Source organism: Clostridium sp. AF12-41 (genome assembly GCF_003461685.1).
Classification (GTDB): domain Bacteria; phylum Bacillota; class Clostridia; order Lachnospirales; family Lachnospiraceae; genus Otoolea; species Otoolea fessa.
Window position 1 is genome coordinate 197,373 of record NZ_QTXO01000002.1, and the last position, 17,161, is coordinate 214,533.

Consider the following 17,161-nt stretch of genomic DNA (forward strand, 5'->3'; position numbering starts at 1 on the left):
CTGTTCGCGCATACGTGCCCAGTAACGGAATTTGCCGTGGCTTCGCATTTAAATACGGCAAATTCCTGCTGCCACCACGTTTTCTTACGGCACTTTCGGTTCCAAAAGTGCCTACCCGGAAACAGTAACGGGATTTTGCCAATGCATTCAGCTTCAAAAACACTTGTCTGTAAACTGCATTTTCGCTGTATCAACGCCGTTTCCGAAAAAAAAATGCTAGAAGTTCATGCACTAACAGCGGCGTGGCGGATAACAGGAGAAGCGCCAGCCACTCTGCCGGGTGCAGCCGCACCGTGTGAAGGAGTTTCATCAAAAAAGGAATCTCCGTCACCGCAACCTGCATCAGAATCCCCACAAGGAATGCCGCAAGCATCAGCGGATTTTTTCCAAGACTGCGTGAAAATGCCGAGCCCGTGAGCGAGCGCATGCCGACCGCATGAAAGAGCTCCGACAGCCCCAGAACGGTAAATGCATACGTCTGTGCTCGCAAAAGCTCCTGTCTGCTGAAAAATGCCCCCAGCGTGACTGCTGCAATCAGAGACCCGTAAAATACCATGCAGAACCACCCGCCTCCGGCAAACAGCGACTCGCCCGTCCGGCGCGGCGGCTGACGCATCAAGTTCTCCCGGTCGTTTCCATCCATGCCGAGTGCCAGCGCCGGAAGCGAATCCGTAATCAGATTGATCCAAAGTATGTGCCCGGCTCCCAGCGGCGCCGGTATTCCGATAGCAACGGCGGCAAACATGGTTAAAATCTCCCCCAGATTGGAGGAAAGCAGAAACAGTATAGATTTTCGTATATTTTCATAGATGCCGCGCCCTTCCTCAATTGCCCTCTCGATCGTCGCAAAATTATCATCCGTCAAAATCATATCCGCCGCCTGCCGCGCCACATCGGTGCCGCCTTTTCCCATCGCGATCCCGATATCGGCTGATTTAAGCGCCGGCGCATCATTTACGCCGTCCCCGGTCATCGCCGTCACGCACCCGGCGCGTTTTAAAGCCCGCACAATCCGGACTTTATGTTCCGGCGACACCCGTGCAAAGACTGATACAGAACCGATTCGTTCCTCCAGAGCTCCCTCATCCAGCGTTTCCAGCTGCGCCCCCGTCATGCATTCTTCCCGCCGTTTGGCAATCCCCAGCTGCCTGGCGATCGCAAGCGCCGTGTCTGCATGATCTCCAGTGATCATGACCGTCCGCACAGATGCCCTGCGAAATGCCTCAACTGCCCCGGCTGCTGCCTCCCTCGGCGGATCCATCATGCCTGCCAGACCCAGAAATATCAGGTTCTGCTCCAGCTGTCCCACCTGTTTCTCCCGCTTTCCCTCCGGCATTTTTCCTGTTTGAAGCTCCCTATACGCCCCCGCGAGTACTCGCAGGGCACGCGCGGACATACGCGTGATCTCCGCCTCAATCTCTGTCCGCCTCTCCCTGGTCAGCGGCACAATTTTGTCCTCTTCCATCTCATAACGACACCTTTTAAGAATCACATCCGGTGCCCCTTTTACACAAGAAATCCAGTTTTCTCCCTGCTCATGCACCGTCGTCATTCTCTTCCGATCCGAATCAAAGGGAATCTCCCCTTTCCGCGGATATCTCCGACGCAGATGCTCCGGAGAAACACCACAGTTTTCACAAAATCCGTACAGCGCCCGCTCGGTGGCATCCCCCACCGTCTCCCCGGCATCGCTGCACAGCGCAAATACCTCCAGAAGCCGTTTTCCCACTTCTCCTTCCTTAGAGCGCGCCAATTCCTGTTCCGTATACTCCTGTCGATTTACATAACATGTCGTCACCGTCATCTCATTTTTCGTCAGCGTCCCCGTTTTATCTGAGCAGACCACGCTGACTGCCCCCAGTGTTTCCACGGACGGAAGACGGCGCACGATCGTGCCAGCCCGCGCCATTTTCGTCACTCCCAGCGCCAGCACAATCGTCACCGTCGTCGGAAGCCCCTCCGGCACGGCAGCTACCGCCAGGGAAATCGCGGTAAGCAGCATTTCCATCACGTCGCGCTTCTGCCAGACGGCGAGGGCAAATAATAAAACGCACAGCCCGATCGTAAGAATACTCAATAGTTTTCCCAGATCCGACAGCCTTTTTTGCAACGGTGTCTCCTCCTCCGGCGCCTCGCGGATCAGAGAGGCAATCCGCCCTACCTCCGTATTCATGCCGGTGGCGATGACAATTCCCTTTCCCCTCCCTGCCGTCACGTAAGAAGTCATAAATGTCTCATTTTTACGCTCTGCCACCGGAAGCGCACCGGCGGCTAAAAAATGGCTGTTTTTCTCAACCGCCCGCGATTCGCCGGTCAGCGCTGATTCTTCTGCCCGCATTTCAGCCGTCTCGGTAAGACGCAGGTCGGCTGGAACCTGCCGCCCGGCATCGAGCACAACCAGATCCCCCGGCACCAGCTCCCGCGCGGCAAGCTCCCGCTCTTTTCCTTCCCGGATCACAACCGCCTCCAGCTGCGTCATCCTTTTTAAGGATTCGAGCGCTTTCTCCGCCTTCCCCTCCTGAATCACGCCCACCGTGGCATTTAATACGACAACCGCCAGAATTACCCCCGCATCGCCGTACTCGCCCAAAAGCAGGGAGATCCCGGCTGCCGCAAACAACACAAAAATCAGGGAGTCGCAAAGCTGTGCCCCGATGCGCACAATCAGACTCCGCGGTGGTGCTTCCCGCAGCTCATTTTCCCCATAATGGCGCTGCCGCACCTCCACTTCCGCTGCCGATAAGCCTGTCCGCAAATCGACCGAAAACTCCCTGCACACCTCTTCCACCGTCCGGTTCTCATACATGCGCATTTCCCCCTTTTTCTGTCCCTGTTCTGTACTTTTCACAGACTGCATTTATTCATATGCGGAAAATAGGGGGGATTAGAACTGAATGGTTGGAATAAAGAAATGGAAAGCATAGTCCTGTTTGATGCTCAAATGGCATCGGAACTCTTATTGTTTCGATGCCATTCTATAAATTCTATGATTTAATTTTATCGTTCTGTTTCGGTCACATACCTTACACCTGTGGTTCCGGCTCCTGCGTCTGCGCGGCCGGTTTGCGCTCCATCGGCATATAACCTTCTTTCTTCCGCTGTATCGGCTGTACAGGCACCGTTGCTGCCGTATCCCGGAACGCCGGGAGGCTGCCTGTCTCCATGTAAGCGCGGAACGGAAGTTCGCCCTGCACTGGGTCTTTCACGACCTCATTTTTCTCCACTTCTGGTCGTTCTCCTCTGCGCGGTGGACGGCGCTCAAACCGCTCCCGTCTTCCAGAAGCCGGGCGGTCTTCCCGTTTCTCATTTTCCGGCACCGCGCGGTTTCCGCTACGTCTGTCCGCTGCTCTCTCGGCTCCCGAAACACGCGCTGCCCTCTCTCTCTCTGAGCAAGCTCTTTCTCTGCCCTGCGTACGCTCGGTATTCCCCTCAGCAGCACGATCCGCTGTACGGTTCCGATAGCTTCTCTCCGATCGTTCCGGTCTGTCACTGCCAGACGGACGTTCTTGTGCGCTGCGCTCCTGTTCCGGCTTTTCGGCTTTTTCCGGTGTTTCCAGACGTGTTCCCCTATTCGGACCACTTACGCCTCTTGGTGCCTGTGTCCGCTCCGAAAGAGATCGAACCTGCATCTTATTTTTCTTTTCCTTCTCCCGGAAGCTTTTAAGTACGATCGCCGCCGAATACTGGTACGCATAGATACAGCTTTTCATCAGTTCCTGCTCTTCCTCCGTCTTGCAGGAACTCAAGAGCATCTCTTCCTCTTCTTTTTCCAGATATGCCTCTCCGTTCGTATCGCGTTCCTTTACCGGCTTGTAGATCCGGTATTTCTTGTAATACGGCGGACATGGAAACTGCTTATTCTTAACCGGTTCCGGTACAATCCGCAGTTTGTAGGTATCAGACATGCGCGCCAGAACATTATGTATTTTCTCACAATTTTCTCTCGTATTTGTCTCCCGCGCCGGGATACAAAGTAAATAATCCATCTATTTTCCCTCACATCTATCAAACGATCCTTTTCAAAATCGTTTTCTTCTCAAATTTTCTACATTTACGCCAATCTTTATTGTATCATGTCAGAGAAAAACGGGCAAGTGAAAAAGAATGTGCCTCACGACAATTTCCTGTTACACAAAAAAAGGCTGCCACACGAATGCCAAACGAACGTTTTCCGTCCGGGACCTTCTGTTTGTGACAGCCTGTCTTCCTTTATCTAACGCAGCCATATTTACCTGCGTGTTACTGTTCATGCATACGTGTCCAGTAACACCTGCGTTCCTCAGTCTCTTACACCATCCAGTCTTTCAGCACGCCATGATCGCGCAGCAGCTTTCCAATCACCGTCTTGTCAATCTTCCGGAGAATCGGCTTTTTGAGTGCTTCAAGCGGCATCGGCAGCTTCATTTCCAGCGGCGATCTGCCGTCCATCAGCTTGACCGTGCTGTCCAGAAGCTCGCGGATATCGTAGACACTTCCCCATACCTCCGGTACGCCGCGGTCTACGCCGCACAAGCCGTACACCGCCTCCATCGCGGTGCGGACGGAATACTCGGTCGTGAAAATAGTATCACGCGGGGTCTCCGCAAACTGCCCCAGAAATGCCGCATTGACACATCCATCCGGGATAACGTCCGGGCGGTCTCCGGCACGCCGCGGCATAAAGAATGCTGTAATATACGGCATCATCGTCGGCGTACAGTTCGCATGGTTCTCAGCCAGTTCCTCGATCTGATCCTCCGGGATTCCGAGATGGTACAGCCATTCTTCTGTGATCTCCTTGCCCGTGCAGGCGCGCATCGGCTTCTTCACATAATCGCCCGGTACATCCGTAAATAAACTGTATACCCAGACGCAGATCTCATCCTTATCCTGCGCTTTGAACTGTCCCTGACGGTTGATCGTCCAGCTGAGCAGCCAGCTTGAATCACGGCAGCTCACGATACCGCCTGTTACGACGCGTCCACTTCTCGGATCCCTGCGGCAAATCTTGCGGATCTGGGAAATGATTGTCTCATCCGAAGTCGTGACCGTCGCAGACTCCCAGTTCGTCTTCTGGATATCCGAGCAGAATTTCTCCGGATGTCCAAATGCCGGATCCTGCGCAGCAATCTGACGCCACAGACTCCAGCAGCCGCTGGTACGCACTTCCGCACCTTCTACCGGTGCCTGATTCTGGTCGCCGTAGATCGTTCCCTCAGTACAGCTTCCGTTCGTAATAAAGACAAAATCATCTTCAGTCAACGCGATTTCCTTCTTCTCGCCGCCCTTCACGTACTCGATCGCCTTCGCAACCTTTTTCTCACCCTGGATGTCAAACCGCACATTCGTAACCTCGGTGCCAAACTGGATCTGGACGCCTGCCGTCTCCAGATATTTCTGCATCGGCAGAATCAGCGACTCATACTGGTTGTAACGCGTAAATTTAAGTGCCGAGAAATCCGGAAGTCCGCCAATGTGGTGGATAAAACGCTGAAAATAGCGTTTCATCTCTAATGCACTGTGCCAATTTTCAAACGCAAACATTGTTCTCCAGTACAGCCAGAAATCCGAATCAAACACCTCATTATCAAACACATCCTCAATGGATTTGTCATACAGATCCTCATCCTTCGTGAAGAACAGCTTCATGATCTCCATGCTGCCTTTCTGGCTCAAGCGGAATTTGCCGTCCGTGTGTGCATCCTCGCCTCGGTTGACCGTCGCACGGCAGAGCGAGTAGTTCGGATCATGTTTATTCAGCCAGTAATATTCATCGAGAACCGATGCCCCCGGCACCTCCAGGGACGGGATGCTGCGGAACAGATCCCACAGGCACTCAAAATGATCCTCCATCTCGCGGCCGCCACGCATCACATATCCACGGGTCGGATCCTGAATACCGTCACATGCACCACCTGCTACCTCCATCGCCTCCAGAATATGGATATTTTCTCCCGGCATCTGTGCGTCTCTCACAAGAAAACACGCCGCCGCCAGAGAAGCCAATCCACTTCCGACGATATAAGCCGATTTGCCCTCGATTCCCGCCGGTTTCTCCGGGCGCGCAAACGCCTCATAATTTCCCTTCGAATAATAAATTCCCTTGCTGTTTTTCTCCTGGCTGCCGCGTTCCGTATTCCGGTAATCCGAAGCCGACTTAACCACTTTTCCTGCCTTTTTCCGCTTCGACGCCGCTGCCGCCAGCCCCGCTCCAACTGCCAGTGCCGATACCGCACCCGCTTTCCATGCTTTCTTATTCATGTCCTGATCGCCCCTGCCTTTCTTCAACTTTCAAACCACTTCTTTTTTACATTACCCCGATATCTAGTTTTTAATACTATCTAATAGTAGTTTGATAGTAAAACTTTTTTGGAGAAAAGTCAAGGGCATCATCTTCTGGCACTTCCTGTTTGCCTTTGGTCATTCCATTTTCTTACTACCTTTTGTACTGACTTTTCATGAGCTTTGGCTTTATACTTCTTGGCTTTGAATTGATTGTAAAAAAGCTTTCATTTATTATTTTTTTGCCTTGCAAAAATAAAAAGCACGATTAATAAAATAACCGGGAACAATAGCCCAACTCCCATACCTGCACGAATATTGTCTCCTGCACTTTGTGTAACACGTCCAACAATCCCCGGACCTATGCTTCCACCCAGGTCCCCCGCCATAGCAAGCAAAGCAAACATAGCCGTTCCACCTGCCGGAAATCTTTCTGATGAAATACTGATTGTGCCGGGCCACATAATCCCAACAGAAAAGCCACAGATAATACATCCAATCAAACCTGATATCGGATTCAACGATACAGAAGCAAGCAGGTAGCATATCACACATAAAATTCCAGATCCGATCATAAATTTCATCAGATCCATTTTATCACCATATTTTCCGAAAATTATACGACTGATCCCCATTGTAACAGCAAACATGCAGGGACCGGCCAGGTCACCAACTGTCTTTGACAGCCCCAGAGCAGCTTCCGCATAAGCAGATGCCCATTGTGCCATAGCCAGTTCTGATGCACCGGAGCAAATCATCAAACATATGGAAAGCCAGAAAAGAGGTTTTCGAAACAGTTCTTTTATTCCCATTCCTTCCCCCTCATCTACCAAATGCTCGATCGGACAGGTTGCAAAATTATAGATATTTATGGCCGGAACAAGCGCCCATAAGACAGCCAGCCATTTCCAGCTGTCCATGCCAAACACCACAAAAAACAGTGTAGAGATCACAATCGTTCCCACTGCTCCCCAACAATAAAAAGAGTGAAGCAGACTCATCGTTGCCTCTTTGTTATCAAATGGACACGCCTCCACGATCGGGCTGCAAAGCACTTCAATCAGACCACTTCCGACTGCATATACAATCACACTCAGGATAATTCCAACAAGCGGTTCCGGCAAAAGCTCTGGCAAAAAAGCCAGACCAACCAATCCTGCTGCGGAACATACCTCAGAAGTAACAATACAGATGCGATACCCTATTTTGTCCACAAACTTTGCACAAAACAGGTCTACCAACAACTGTGTAAGGAAAAAGCAGGTAGAAATCAATGCGATTTTTCCAAGTGCAATCTGATAATCATTATGAAATTTCAAAAATAACAATGGGGCAAAATTAGCTGCAATTGCCTGTGTAATAAATCCCATATAACAGGCTATTTTTGTTTTCCGGTAATTTGGCATGGTCATCACTCCTCGTTTTTTATTGAATTATATAACATAACATCTTTATTTTCATTGATTTATTTCCGAAATTTATTGTATAATATCGTAAAGTATGTTTCAAAGAGTGGGGTTTCTATGAATATAAATACAACCTATACCAAAATCATTACAGGTGAAGATTTGATGGAGACAGCTCAGCACGGAAGCACTCTCTATCCTTTCCAGTTTTATTATGAAGATCTGTCCGTTTTTGATTTCAACTGTATCGAATGGCACTGGCATACTGAATTGGAGTTTATTTATATTGAATCCGGAACCGTTACTTTGTGGATTGGAGAAGACCAATTTCATTTAACCGAAGGAAATGGCATATTCATTAATACAAAGGTACTCCATCGCCTTTATTCTCCCTCAAAAGCCCTCATTCCCAATTTTGTATTTATGCCTTCTTTTATTGCCCCTTGCGACAGCCTGATTTATCAGAAATATATTCTGCCGATCATTTCTTCCTCATTGCCATTTCTCGTATTTCATAAAAAAGTATGCTGGCAAGCAAAGGTTTTATCTATCATGCGGCAAATTATTTCTGCACAGGATTCCGTTTTATCCAAAGAACTCCTTACCAGTTCTCTCCTTCAGAATCTCTGGCTGGAAATATTTGAAAACACAGACATTTCATACCAGGAAGAACACAAGGATCATTCAACCGCTTCTCAAGCCCGGTTACAGCTCATGCTGCAATTTATCCATCTAAATTACTCACGGAGTATCTCATTGGATGACATTGCAGAACAGGCAATGGTCAGTAAAAGTACCGCTTTGAATCTGTTTCGGAAATATTTACATATAACGCCGGTTAACTATCTCATTAACTACCGTTTAAAACAGGCCGGTCAGTTGCTTTCAAAAACCGAGAAAAAAGTCAGTCTCATTTCTTCTGAGACAGGATTTCATAACGTTGACTATTTTTGCAGATTATTCAAAAAACGCTACCAATTAACCCCAACGGAATACCGGAAACAGAAAAGCCGCTGATTGGGACGGCGCTGCATTTCCGGCTGCCATCCGCGGGATTCTGGTCAATGCCTTGCCGAAACTCATGCATCCGACACACAACTTGGAGATTTGAATATCCGTATTTCCTAAAGTTGTATATTCCGTCGATTTCCATACTTATATTTGAGATTCTGATAAGCATTACAGCGGCTTTTAAAAAATCTGTATTGATTTTTCTGCGTGAGATGTTATAATCGGTATATACCGAAAACAAAAGGAGGAAATCGTCCATGCCAAGACCGCCACGGTGCCGCCGGATTTGTGGCGCACCACAAGTTGATACCTTCTGCCCCAACGGGTGTGAGGATACCGAGCCGATCCTGCTGACGCTGGACGAATACGAGGTCATTCGGCTGGTTGACTTGGAGCAGAAAACCCACGAGCAATGTGCCGTACAAATGGATATTTCCCGCTCTACTGTGCAGGAAATTTACGAAAGCGCACGGCGCAAGATTGCAGCGTGCCTTGTCCACGGGAAACCGCTGCACATCACCGGAGGAAACTACCGCATCTGCGGAGGACAGGAGGCAGCCCACTGCGGCCGTTGCTGCCGGATGCAGAGAGCCAATACAGAAAAATCCAACAAAAAAAGCAAAGGAGATTTCATTATGAAAATTGCAGTTACCTATGAAAAAGGTCAAATTTTTCAGCATTTCGGCCACACCGAACAGTTCAAGCTTTATGAAGCTGTGGACGGCAAAATCACTCATGTGGAAATTGTTGATACCAACGGCAGCGGTCACGGCGCACTGGCAGGCTTTCTGATGCAGAACGGCGTGGACGCTTTGATTTGCGGAGGCATCGGCGGCGGTGCTCAGGCAGCACTCGCCGAAGCGGGGATCAAGCTTTACGGCGGTGTCAGCGGGGACGCTGACGCAGCGGTGAGCGCATTGCTCAGCGGAAATCTGGGCTATGACCCCAATGTTCATTGTGATCACCATGACCATGAGCACGGCGAAAAAGGTCACACCTGCGGGAACCACGGCTGCGGCAAGCATAGCTGCCATTGATATGGAACGAACACTGACACAGCTTCCGTTCTGGTCATCCTTGACCGAACACGAAATGGAAACGCTTTTCTGATGTGATGTGGGCGATGCAGCAGATCATGTTCAAGGGATTGGATCGGCGGCTGGCAGAGTTTCTCCTTGCCGAAGCAGAGCGTACTGACTCCGACACGATACGCATGACCCATGAGCAGATCGCCCAGCACATCAGCTCGGCGCGGGAGGCGGTGGCGCGGATGCTCAAAAGCTTCTCGGAGGACGGGCTCGTTGAACTAAGACGAGGCGCGATCACGTTGCGGGATAAGAACAGACTAAATCGTTTGAAATAGATGTGACTTTGTCACAGAGTGAAATCATAATTCTAATATAATGAAAGCAGAAAACCGAAAGGAGAATCGATCATGAAAGAAACGAAATACGCAGGTACTCAAACCGAAAAAAATCTGATGGCTGCCTTTGCCGGTGAGTCCGAGGCACGCAACAAGTACACCTATTTTGCATCCAAGGCCAAGAAGGAAGGCTATGAGCAGATCGCGGCGTTGTTCCTTAAAACCGCTGACAACGAAAAGGAACATGCTAAGCTGTGGTTCAAAGAACTGAACGGCATTGGCGATACCTCTGAAAATCTTCTCTCTGCCGCTGAGGGCGAGAACTACGAGTGGACGGATATGTACGACGGCTTTGCCAAAACCGCCGATGAAGAAGGCTTTCATGAACTGGCGCAGCGCTTCCGTCTGGTTGCCGCTATTGAAAAGCACCATGAGGAGCGCTACCGTGCCCTGCTGCACAATGTGGAGATGGCGGAGGTCTTTGCAAAGAGTGAGGTCAAGGTATGGGAGTGCCGCAACTGCGGCCACATTGTGATCGGTGAGAAAGCGCCGGAAGTCTGCCCTGCCTGCAATCATCCCCAGAGCTATTTTGAGATCCACGCGGAAAATTATTAAAGAAAGAAAAGGAGAATCATCATGGAGCAGAAGTTTTACATTTGCAAGCATTGCGGTAACATCATTGCCAAGGTCAAGGACACGGGCGTTCCCGTCATCTGCTGCGGCGAGCCGATGAGCGAGATCGTTCCCGGCACCACCGACGCCGCCGTGGAGAAGCATGTTCCCGTCTGGACGGTAGAAAACGGCATCGTCCATGTCAAGGTCGGCTCCTTGGAGCATCCTATGCTGCCGGAGCACTACATCGAATGGGTATCTCTCCAGACCAAGCAAGGCAATCAGCGCAAGGAACTGCATCCCGGCGAAAATCCGGAGGTCTGCTTCGCTCTCTGCGAGGGCGATGAAGTCGAAGCGGTCTACGCTTATTGCAACCTCCATAGTCTGTGGAAAGCGTGATTCATCTTTCAAAAATCTGTTGCCATTTCTCAACCCCTATCGCGGCAAGTGTGTATTCATCCTACTTGTCACGCTAGCGAATGCGGCAGGCGCTTTGCTGATCCCTACCATCACCGCCGACAAGATCAACATTGCCGTGGAGGGCAGACACATGGATTGCGATCCTCGGCGGTGGGATGCTTATAAAAGGCAGCCTGACCCCCGGCACGTTCCAGGCCTTTTTCCAGTACATGAACATGTCCAGCGAACCGATCACAGAGCTTTCCTATATGACAAACCCTCTGCAATCGGCGCTGGCCTCCATGGAGCGGGTATATGAGCTGCTGGATGAGCCGGAGATGGAAGCAGAGCCGGAAGCACCGAAGCGAATCGGCCATGCGCTGGGAGCGGTGGAGTTTTCCCACGTTCGCTTTGGCCAATTATTGGTGAATCGACATTTTGTTTCCTTTATCCACTCATTTTTATGATGTTCCAAGCACTTGATTCAAGGCAGAAAGTCATGTCGCATCACTTAATACTACAGCCCCTTCTTTATTTCTTCAATTGTCATCTCATATACTTCCGTTACTTTTTCCATTGCTTCCGGTATCCCCGGCTGCTCTCCGGTCCTATCTCTCAAAAGTTCTGTCAACTCATGACTAACCTCATACAGACGGTCAAAGGAAAGATTCTGACACACCCCTTTCAGTGTGTGTGCACCGCGGAAAGCATCTTCATAATTTTTATTTTCCAATGCCTGTTTTAACTGTATATAACTCTGATCTTCAAGGAACTTTAATGCAAATCTCCGAATCAGTGCTTCGCTGTGAAGGCGTCCCAAGACAGCTTCATAGTTTCCTCCTATAGCTTCGTAACACTCTTGCATTGTCATATTTTAGTCCTCCTGTCAATTATATTCCACTAATTCATGAACCTCTGCGAATCAATTATATACATACCTTAAAATCGTTTTTATAACTTCATCAATCACAATCGGCTTTGACAAATGTGCGTTCATTCCTGCATCCAGTGATGCCTGAACATCTTCTGCAAATGAATTAGCTGTCATTGCTATAATAGGAATGTTTTTTCCATCCGGTCTGTCATTCATTGCCCTGATTGCTTTTGCTGCTTCATAACCATTCATTTCAGGCATCATGATATCCATCAGGATTACATCAAATGTGCCTTCCGTATGATTTCTGAAAATCTCAACAGCATTCTTTCCATCCACAACTCTTTCTACATTCATCCCGAACTCTTCCAACTGCACGGCAGCAATCTCTGCATTCAGTTCATTATCCTCTGCAAGAAGGACATTCACACCTGTAAGATTCACCTTTTCAGAAATACCTGTGTCTGACTTATTACATTCCTTATCTGTAATTTCCAAAGGAATATCCACAGTAAATGTGGTTCCCTCATGCTTTTTACTCTGCACGGAAATGGTTCCACCCATCATATCTACATACTTCTTTACGATAGCCATCCCCAGTCCAACTCCATGGTACTGCGTTCTCACATCGGAATCTTCCTGTGCAAATTCCTCAAAAACTTCTTTTGTAAATTCCTCACTCATGCCAATACCAGTATCCGAAATGCGGTAACGCATATTTATATATCCATCCCCGCCCTTTTCCAGACACCGGGCTTCAAATGTAATCGTCCCTCCATCCGGAGTGTATTTTACGGCATTGCTCAGAATATTGACCAGCACATCACGCAGGCGTGCAGGATCCGCAAGTACATTTGGAATCTTTGCTTCTTCACGCTGAATCTTAAAGTTGATATCCCTGTTCGTAAGAAAGCCTTTTGTAATATCCAATGCAGAATCTGTAATGCTTTTCACATCCGCCGGTACCGGATTGTATTTCACTTTTCCACTTTCGATGCGGGTCAGATCTAATACATCATTGAGCAGCGACAGTAAATGCTCTGAGCTTTCGTCAATCTTTTCCAGACAATTTTTCACCTCGTCTGACGGATTGTTTTTCATTGCAATACCAGTAAATCCTATGATTGCATTCATCGGTGTCCTCATATCATGGGACATATGTGACAGAAATGCTGTTTTTGCCTTGGTTGCAGCCTGTGCATGCTCTGCCAATTCCGCCATTTCCTCAGCTTTCTCCTGGGCCGCCTTCTGCGCTTTTTTTCTTGCACTGAGACGCACCATTATCACAGCCATAGCAGTCAGCAGCCATCCAAAAATAAGAAGAACCCAAACAGTAACAGCAGGATGCAGACGGATCCAGTCAACAAATGTCAGCTCTGTTGCTTTGTGTGTAGTATACTGTGCTGCAAGATCTTCAATAAGATATTGTGGCATGGCATACATTGCTTTCGTCAGAATACCAGCCAGCGCATGGTTCTCAGTTGATGAAATTACCATGCGGTAGGTGAATGTAGGCTGCTCCAGCAGAGTATATGTCATGGTGCCCGTAGTGTCACTGTTCACAAACGCCTGTGCCATGTAATAGTAGACGAAGGCAGCATCTGCTTTACCCTTACGGACAGCTTCCATCATTTCCTGTCGGGTACTGCACATCAGCTTTTCTGCACCGGGTGCCATTGCATCTTCAATTGACTTTGATGCTGTCTGGTCAACAGTAGCAACAACATTAATTTTTCCATCAAAGTCACGCCGTGTCACCCTTGCCAGCTGCATCGTAATGAAAGGTGCAGTAATCCCCCATTTTTTCGTTTCAGCATAGTTATCTGTTTCCAGGCGTGCATCGATGCTCATATCTGTGGTTTCCGTATTTTTCTGATAAGCAATATACTCATCTCTGGTGACAGGTGTAAGAAACTCATAGGAAATCCCGGCATAGTCTGCAATTTTCCGGAAGTAATCCGGGATAATACCCTTCATCTCACCATTTTCATTATAAGAATATGGATAACGGGTCGGATCACACAGAACATGAAGCGGGTTGTCCTTGGAATACTGTGAAATAATACTTTTTTCTTTCTCCGTATATTCCAGATTCTTAGTTTCGATGCTTTCATAATTTTTATTATAAAGTGTCGTTTTCCAGTCACCCTCAACTGCATTCATCTGGTCGATTGCATAATTGATCTCATTCAGCAATTCTGTATTACCTTTTTTAACAATGACATAGAAATCGCTGCTGCCAAATTTATCCACGATTCGCTCATTGTTTGTTTTTCTCAGAGAACTGGTAACAATCGCATCAACTTTTTCGCTCTGAAGGGCTTCCCTCATTTCTGCGGTCGTATCAAAATAAGATGGAACATATGTAAATCCTTTGTTGTCTGCAAAATCCGCAAACTCTTCATTTCGGGTGTTTCCGTTCAAAAGCGCCACACGCATACCGTTGTAAGTGCTGTAATTGCCGTCCACAATCGTGCTGTTGTCACTGAGGACGGTCAGCATCCCATAATTGGTTCCGATGGGACGTGAAAAATCAAACTTTTCTTCTCTGTCCGGTGTTTTGCGGGCAGATGTTACCATGTCGATCTCGCCATCTTCAAGCATCTGCTGCATATCATCCCAGCTCTTATCATATCCGACATATTCGTAATCTACATCCCAATAACGGGCCATCAGCCGAAGAAAATCATAGCCATACCCACTGCGGTTGCCTTCTTCATCCATCACATGATAACCATCCATGGCAAAGAAACCGACTTTGACAGTTTCATGCTGCGAACTGTCCTCGGCTGCATATGCAGTCTGGGGAGAAAATATCATAGACACGCATACAAAAGCCAGTAACACTGCCACATATTTCTTTGCTCTCGAAATCATATTAAATCTCCTTGTCAACCTCCTGGTTTAATAAAATTGCACTGCCGCATCAAATCCATTTGTCACTGTTCAGTGACCTGCGGTTCGGTACCCCCCCCACCAGATTTTATGCTTCTGATCGTCTTTTCCAGCACCTTCATCTCAACCGGTTTTGAAATATGTGCATTCATACCGGCTGCCAGAGAATTCTGAATGTCCTCCGAGAATGCATTGGCAGACATTGCAATGATTGGAATCTTCTTTGCCGCTTCATGGGAGCTTCTGCGGATTGCCTTCGTTGCATCATAACCATTCATAACAGGCATCTGCACATCCATCAGAATCATGTCATAATCACCTGGAGCAGACTGTTTAAATGCTTCCAAAATCTCTTCGCCATTTTCACAAATGGTACATTCCGCACCTTCAATCTTTAACAGTTCTATCAGGATCTCCGCGTTCAACTCATTATCCTCTGCACACAGGAATTTCATTCCCTGCAGAATATTTCCATCCTGCTCATCTGTTTCTTCTTGTGCCGCCAGAGCAACCGTTCTATCCTCTGCAATTTTCAGATCCAAGAGAACCTCAAAACAGCTTCCCTGTCCCAATTCACTCTCCACATCAATGGTACCTCCCATTGCCTCAACCAGATTCTTAGTAATCGCCATTCCAAGTCCGGTTCCCTGTATTTTATTTGTAAGGGAACTTTCCGCACGGGTAAACGCATCAAAAATTGTATCCTTGAAATCTGCTGACATTCCCATACCATTATCGCTAACTAAGAAACGGTACTTTGCATAGACAGATGACTTTGTCTCACATTCTTCTACAAAGAACTGAATTTCCCCACCTTCCTGGGTATACTTCACTGCATTGGAAAGCAGGTTGCTGAAAATCTGCATCAGGTGAACCTGATCCCCATTCACCCACCCATGCTGAATATTTTCTTTTATGATTGTAAGGGTCTGCTGCTTTTCATATATTTGAGTATGAAATATAGTGTCAAGTTCCTGTACAAGATCCAGAATAGAAAAGTCAGAATACTTGAAGACTGTTTTTCCTGCCTCAATCTTGCTCATATCCAGAACATCATTGATAATTCCTAACAGGTGCTGTGATGAAATGTCTATTTTTTCTGCATACTCTATAACTTTTGCTTTATTACCTGCATCATGTCTGATCAAAGATGTGATACCAATGATTGCATTCATAGGTGTACGAATATCATGTGACATATTAGACAGGAAATCCGTTTTCGCCTTATTTGCATTTTCAGCTGTCTGCAAAGCCTCTGTTGCAACGTTCTTTGCCTTTTTCAGTTTTTGATTGACTACTTCCATTTCCTTCATTGTTTGTAAATGAAGTTCATTATTTCTTTTTTCATATTCTGCTTTTTGATCTGCAAGACTAAGTCTGGAAATACTGTAGAATAATCCGGCAAAAAGTAAAAATATATAACCTGCCATGAGTATTGTTGTAAACAACACCGTTTTCTGGTAATCCCTCAGCACATTGTCAACAACTCCCCTTTCCACAATACATACCAAAATGGTGTTGTTGCTTTCTATCGGGCAATACCCCAGATAATAGGGGTTCTGTTTTCCCAAAAGTGCAACTCCGGATTCTCTGTTATCAAACTTCTTTTTGAACAAATCAGCCTCTTCTTCTGTAATAGCCTGTTCTCCTTTTAAATGTTTTAACAGAGAATAATTACGCAGGTATTTATCACCACTCTGGTTCGTATATGTAATATTTCCGTCATTATCCAGCATGAACAAATATGCTTTCCCGTCATAACCTTTCAGTTTTAACATGGAATCCAGTTTCGAATGATCAAACACAGCTCCAATTGCCGTATAAGTTTCCCCATTGATGGTATATTCCTGACATGGAATCGCAACCAGATAACCGTCTTTTTTCTTCTGAGCATAATCAAGACGCACCAGTTTTCCAATATTGTATCCGTTCTTTAAATCCAGCAGAAGTTTACTTGGCATATCAATCCGCATTTTTGTTCCACCTGCTGATATTGCCTGACCATTTTCCTGAAGGAATATAAGTGTACTTTTCAATTCTTTTTCCCATGCTTCAAAGAAACTTTTGTTCACATCCGTTTCAAGAGACAGCTCCCTCTCATGAAGTAAAAATTCCTCAACCAACTGCAGCTGGCTGTAGTACCCACTCACTTGAAGATCATAGGTCTGCTGCATCTGCTCAACAACAGCTCCCATACTGCTTTTTCCATTTTCACTGATATACTTGCTAGACTTACTTATAAGATACTTTATACAAACTACGCTTAAAAGAATAATAAGTAGTATAAGCAACAGCCTTGTTATTTTTTTTCTTTTATTTACCGTTTGTTCTATCTCCACT

The 17,161-nt window shown here is 47.3% G+C and carries 13 protein-coding genes; 6 read left to right on the plus strand and 7 right to left on the minus strand.

Features of this window, described 5'->3' with window-relative positions; translation table 11 throughout:
* Nucleotides 1–190 precede the first annotated feature (190 nt).
* The 4 genes from DWV73_RS04465 to DWV73_RS04480 form a co-directional block, all read right to left on the minus strand.
* Nucleotides 191–2,806, minus strand: a complete 2,616-nt coding sequence (locus tag DWV73_RS04465) for a cation-translocating P-type ATPase (RefSeq protein ID WP_117795955.1) — start codon at nucleotides 2,804–2,806, stop codon at nucleotides 191–193.
* 217 nt (nucleotides 2,807–3,023) lie between these two features.
* Nucleotides 3,024–3,986 (minus strand): hypothetical protein, encoded by a 963-nt coding sequence (locus tag DWV73_RS12965; RefSeq protein ID WP_242995739.1) that lies wholly within the window; start codon nucleotides 3,984–3,986, stop codon nucleotides 3,024–3,026.
* Between the two features lie 301 nt (nucleotides 3,987–4,287).
* Nucleotides 4,288–6,240: an oleate hydratase gene (locus DWV73_RS04475; protein ID WP_117796131.1), complete on the minus strand. Its 1,953-nt coding sequence runs from the start codon at nucleotides 6,238–6,240 to the stop codon at nucleotides 4,288–4,290.
* Between the two features lie 248 nt (nucleotides 6,241–6,488).
* Nucleotides 6,489–7,667: an MFS transporter gene (locus tag DWV73_RS04480; RefSeq protein ID WP_117795956.1), complete on the minus strand. Its 1,179-nt coding sequence runs from the start codon at nucleotides 7,665–7,667 to the stop codon at nucleotides 6,489–6,491.
* 117 nt (nucleotides 7,668–7,784) lie between these two features.
* Here DWV73_RS04480 and DWV73_RS04485 point away from each other — a divergent pair, with 117 nt between their 5' ends.
* From DWV73_RS04485 to DWV73_RS04515, 6 genes are all read left to right on the plus strand, one after another.
* Nucleotides 7,785–8,684 carry an AraC family transcriptional regulator gene (locus DWV73_RS04485; RefSeq protein WP_107001117.1) on the plus strand — a complete coding sequence of 300 codons (900 nt, stop codon included), beginning with the start codon at nucleotides 7,785–7,787 and terminating at the stop codon, nucleotides 8,682–8,684.
* 251 nt (nucleotides 8,685–8,935) lie between these two features.
* Entirely contained in the window at nucleotides 8,936–9,715 is a 780-nt protein-coding gene (locus DWV73_RS04495) for a DUF134 domain-containing protein (protein WP_117795957.1), read from the plus strand.
* A gap of 86 nt (nucleotides 9,716–9,801) precedes the next feature.
* Entirely contained in the window at nucleotides 9,802–10,041 is a 240-nt protein-coding gene (locus tag DWV73_RS04500) for a helix-turn-helix domain-containing protein (RefSeq protein ID WP_242995740.1), read from the plus strand.
* A gap of 72 nt (nucleotides 10,042–10,113) precedes the next feature.
* Nucleotides 10,114–10,656 (plus strand): rubrerythrin, encoded by a 543-nt coding sequence (gene rbr / locus DWV73_RS04505; protein ID WP_107001120.1) that lies wholly within the window; start codon nucleotides 10,114–10,116, stop codon nucleotides 10,654–10,656.
* Between the two features lie 21 nt (nucleotides 10,657–10,677).
* A complete protein-coding gene (locus DWV73_RS04510; protein WP_117795958.1) occupies nucleotides 10,678–11,052 on the plus strand; it encodes a desulfoferrodoxin family protein in 375 nt (124 codons plus the stop codon).
* A gap of 176 nt (nucleotides 11,053–11,228) precedes the next feature.
* Nucleotides 11,229–11,519 (plus strand): ABC transporter ATP-binding protein, encoded by a 291-nt coding sequence (locus tag DWV73_RS04515; RefSeq protein WP_117795959.1) that lies wholly within the window; start codon nucleotides 11,229–11,231, stop codon nucleotides 11,517–11,519.
* A gap of 50 nt (nucleotides 11,520–11,569) precedes the next feature.
* On the opposite strand, the gene DWV73_RS04520 is transcribed toward DWV73_RS04515, so the two are convergent.
* The 3 genes from DWV73_RS04520 to DWV73_RS04530 form a co-directional block, all read right to left on the minus strand.
* The gene (locus DWV73_RS04520) at nucleotides 11,570–11,923 is read right to left on the minus strand and encodes an Hpt domain-containing protein (RefSeq protein ID WP_107001123.1); all 354 of its coding nucleotides are present in this window, start codon (nucleotides 11,921–11,923) and stop codon (nucleotides 11,570–11,572) included.
* Between the two features lie 51 nt (nucleotides 11,924–11,974).
* The gene (locus DWV73_RS04525; RefSeq protein WP_117795960.1) at nucleotides 11,975–14,803 is read right to left on the minus strand and encodes a transporter substrate-binding domain-containing protein; all 2,829 of its coding nucleotides are present in this window, start codon (nucleotides 14,801–14,803) and stop codon (nucleotides 11,975–11,977) included.
* A 62-nt stretch (nucleotides 14,804–14,865) separates the two neighbouring features.
* A complete protein-coding gene (locus DWV73_RS04530) occupies nucleotides 14,866–17,160 on the minus strand; it encodes an ATP-binding protein (protein WP_242995741.1) in 2,295 nt (764 codons plus the stop codon).
* Between the last annotated feature and the right edge of the window lies 1 nt (nucleotide 17,161).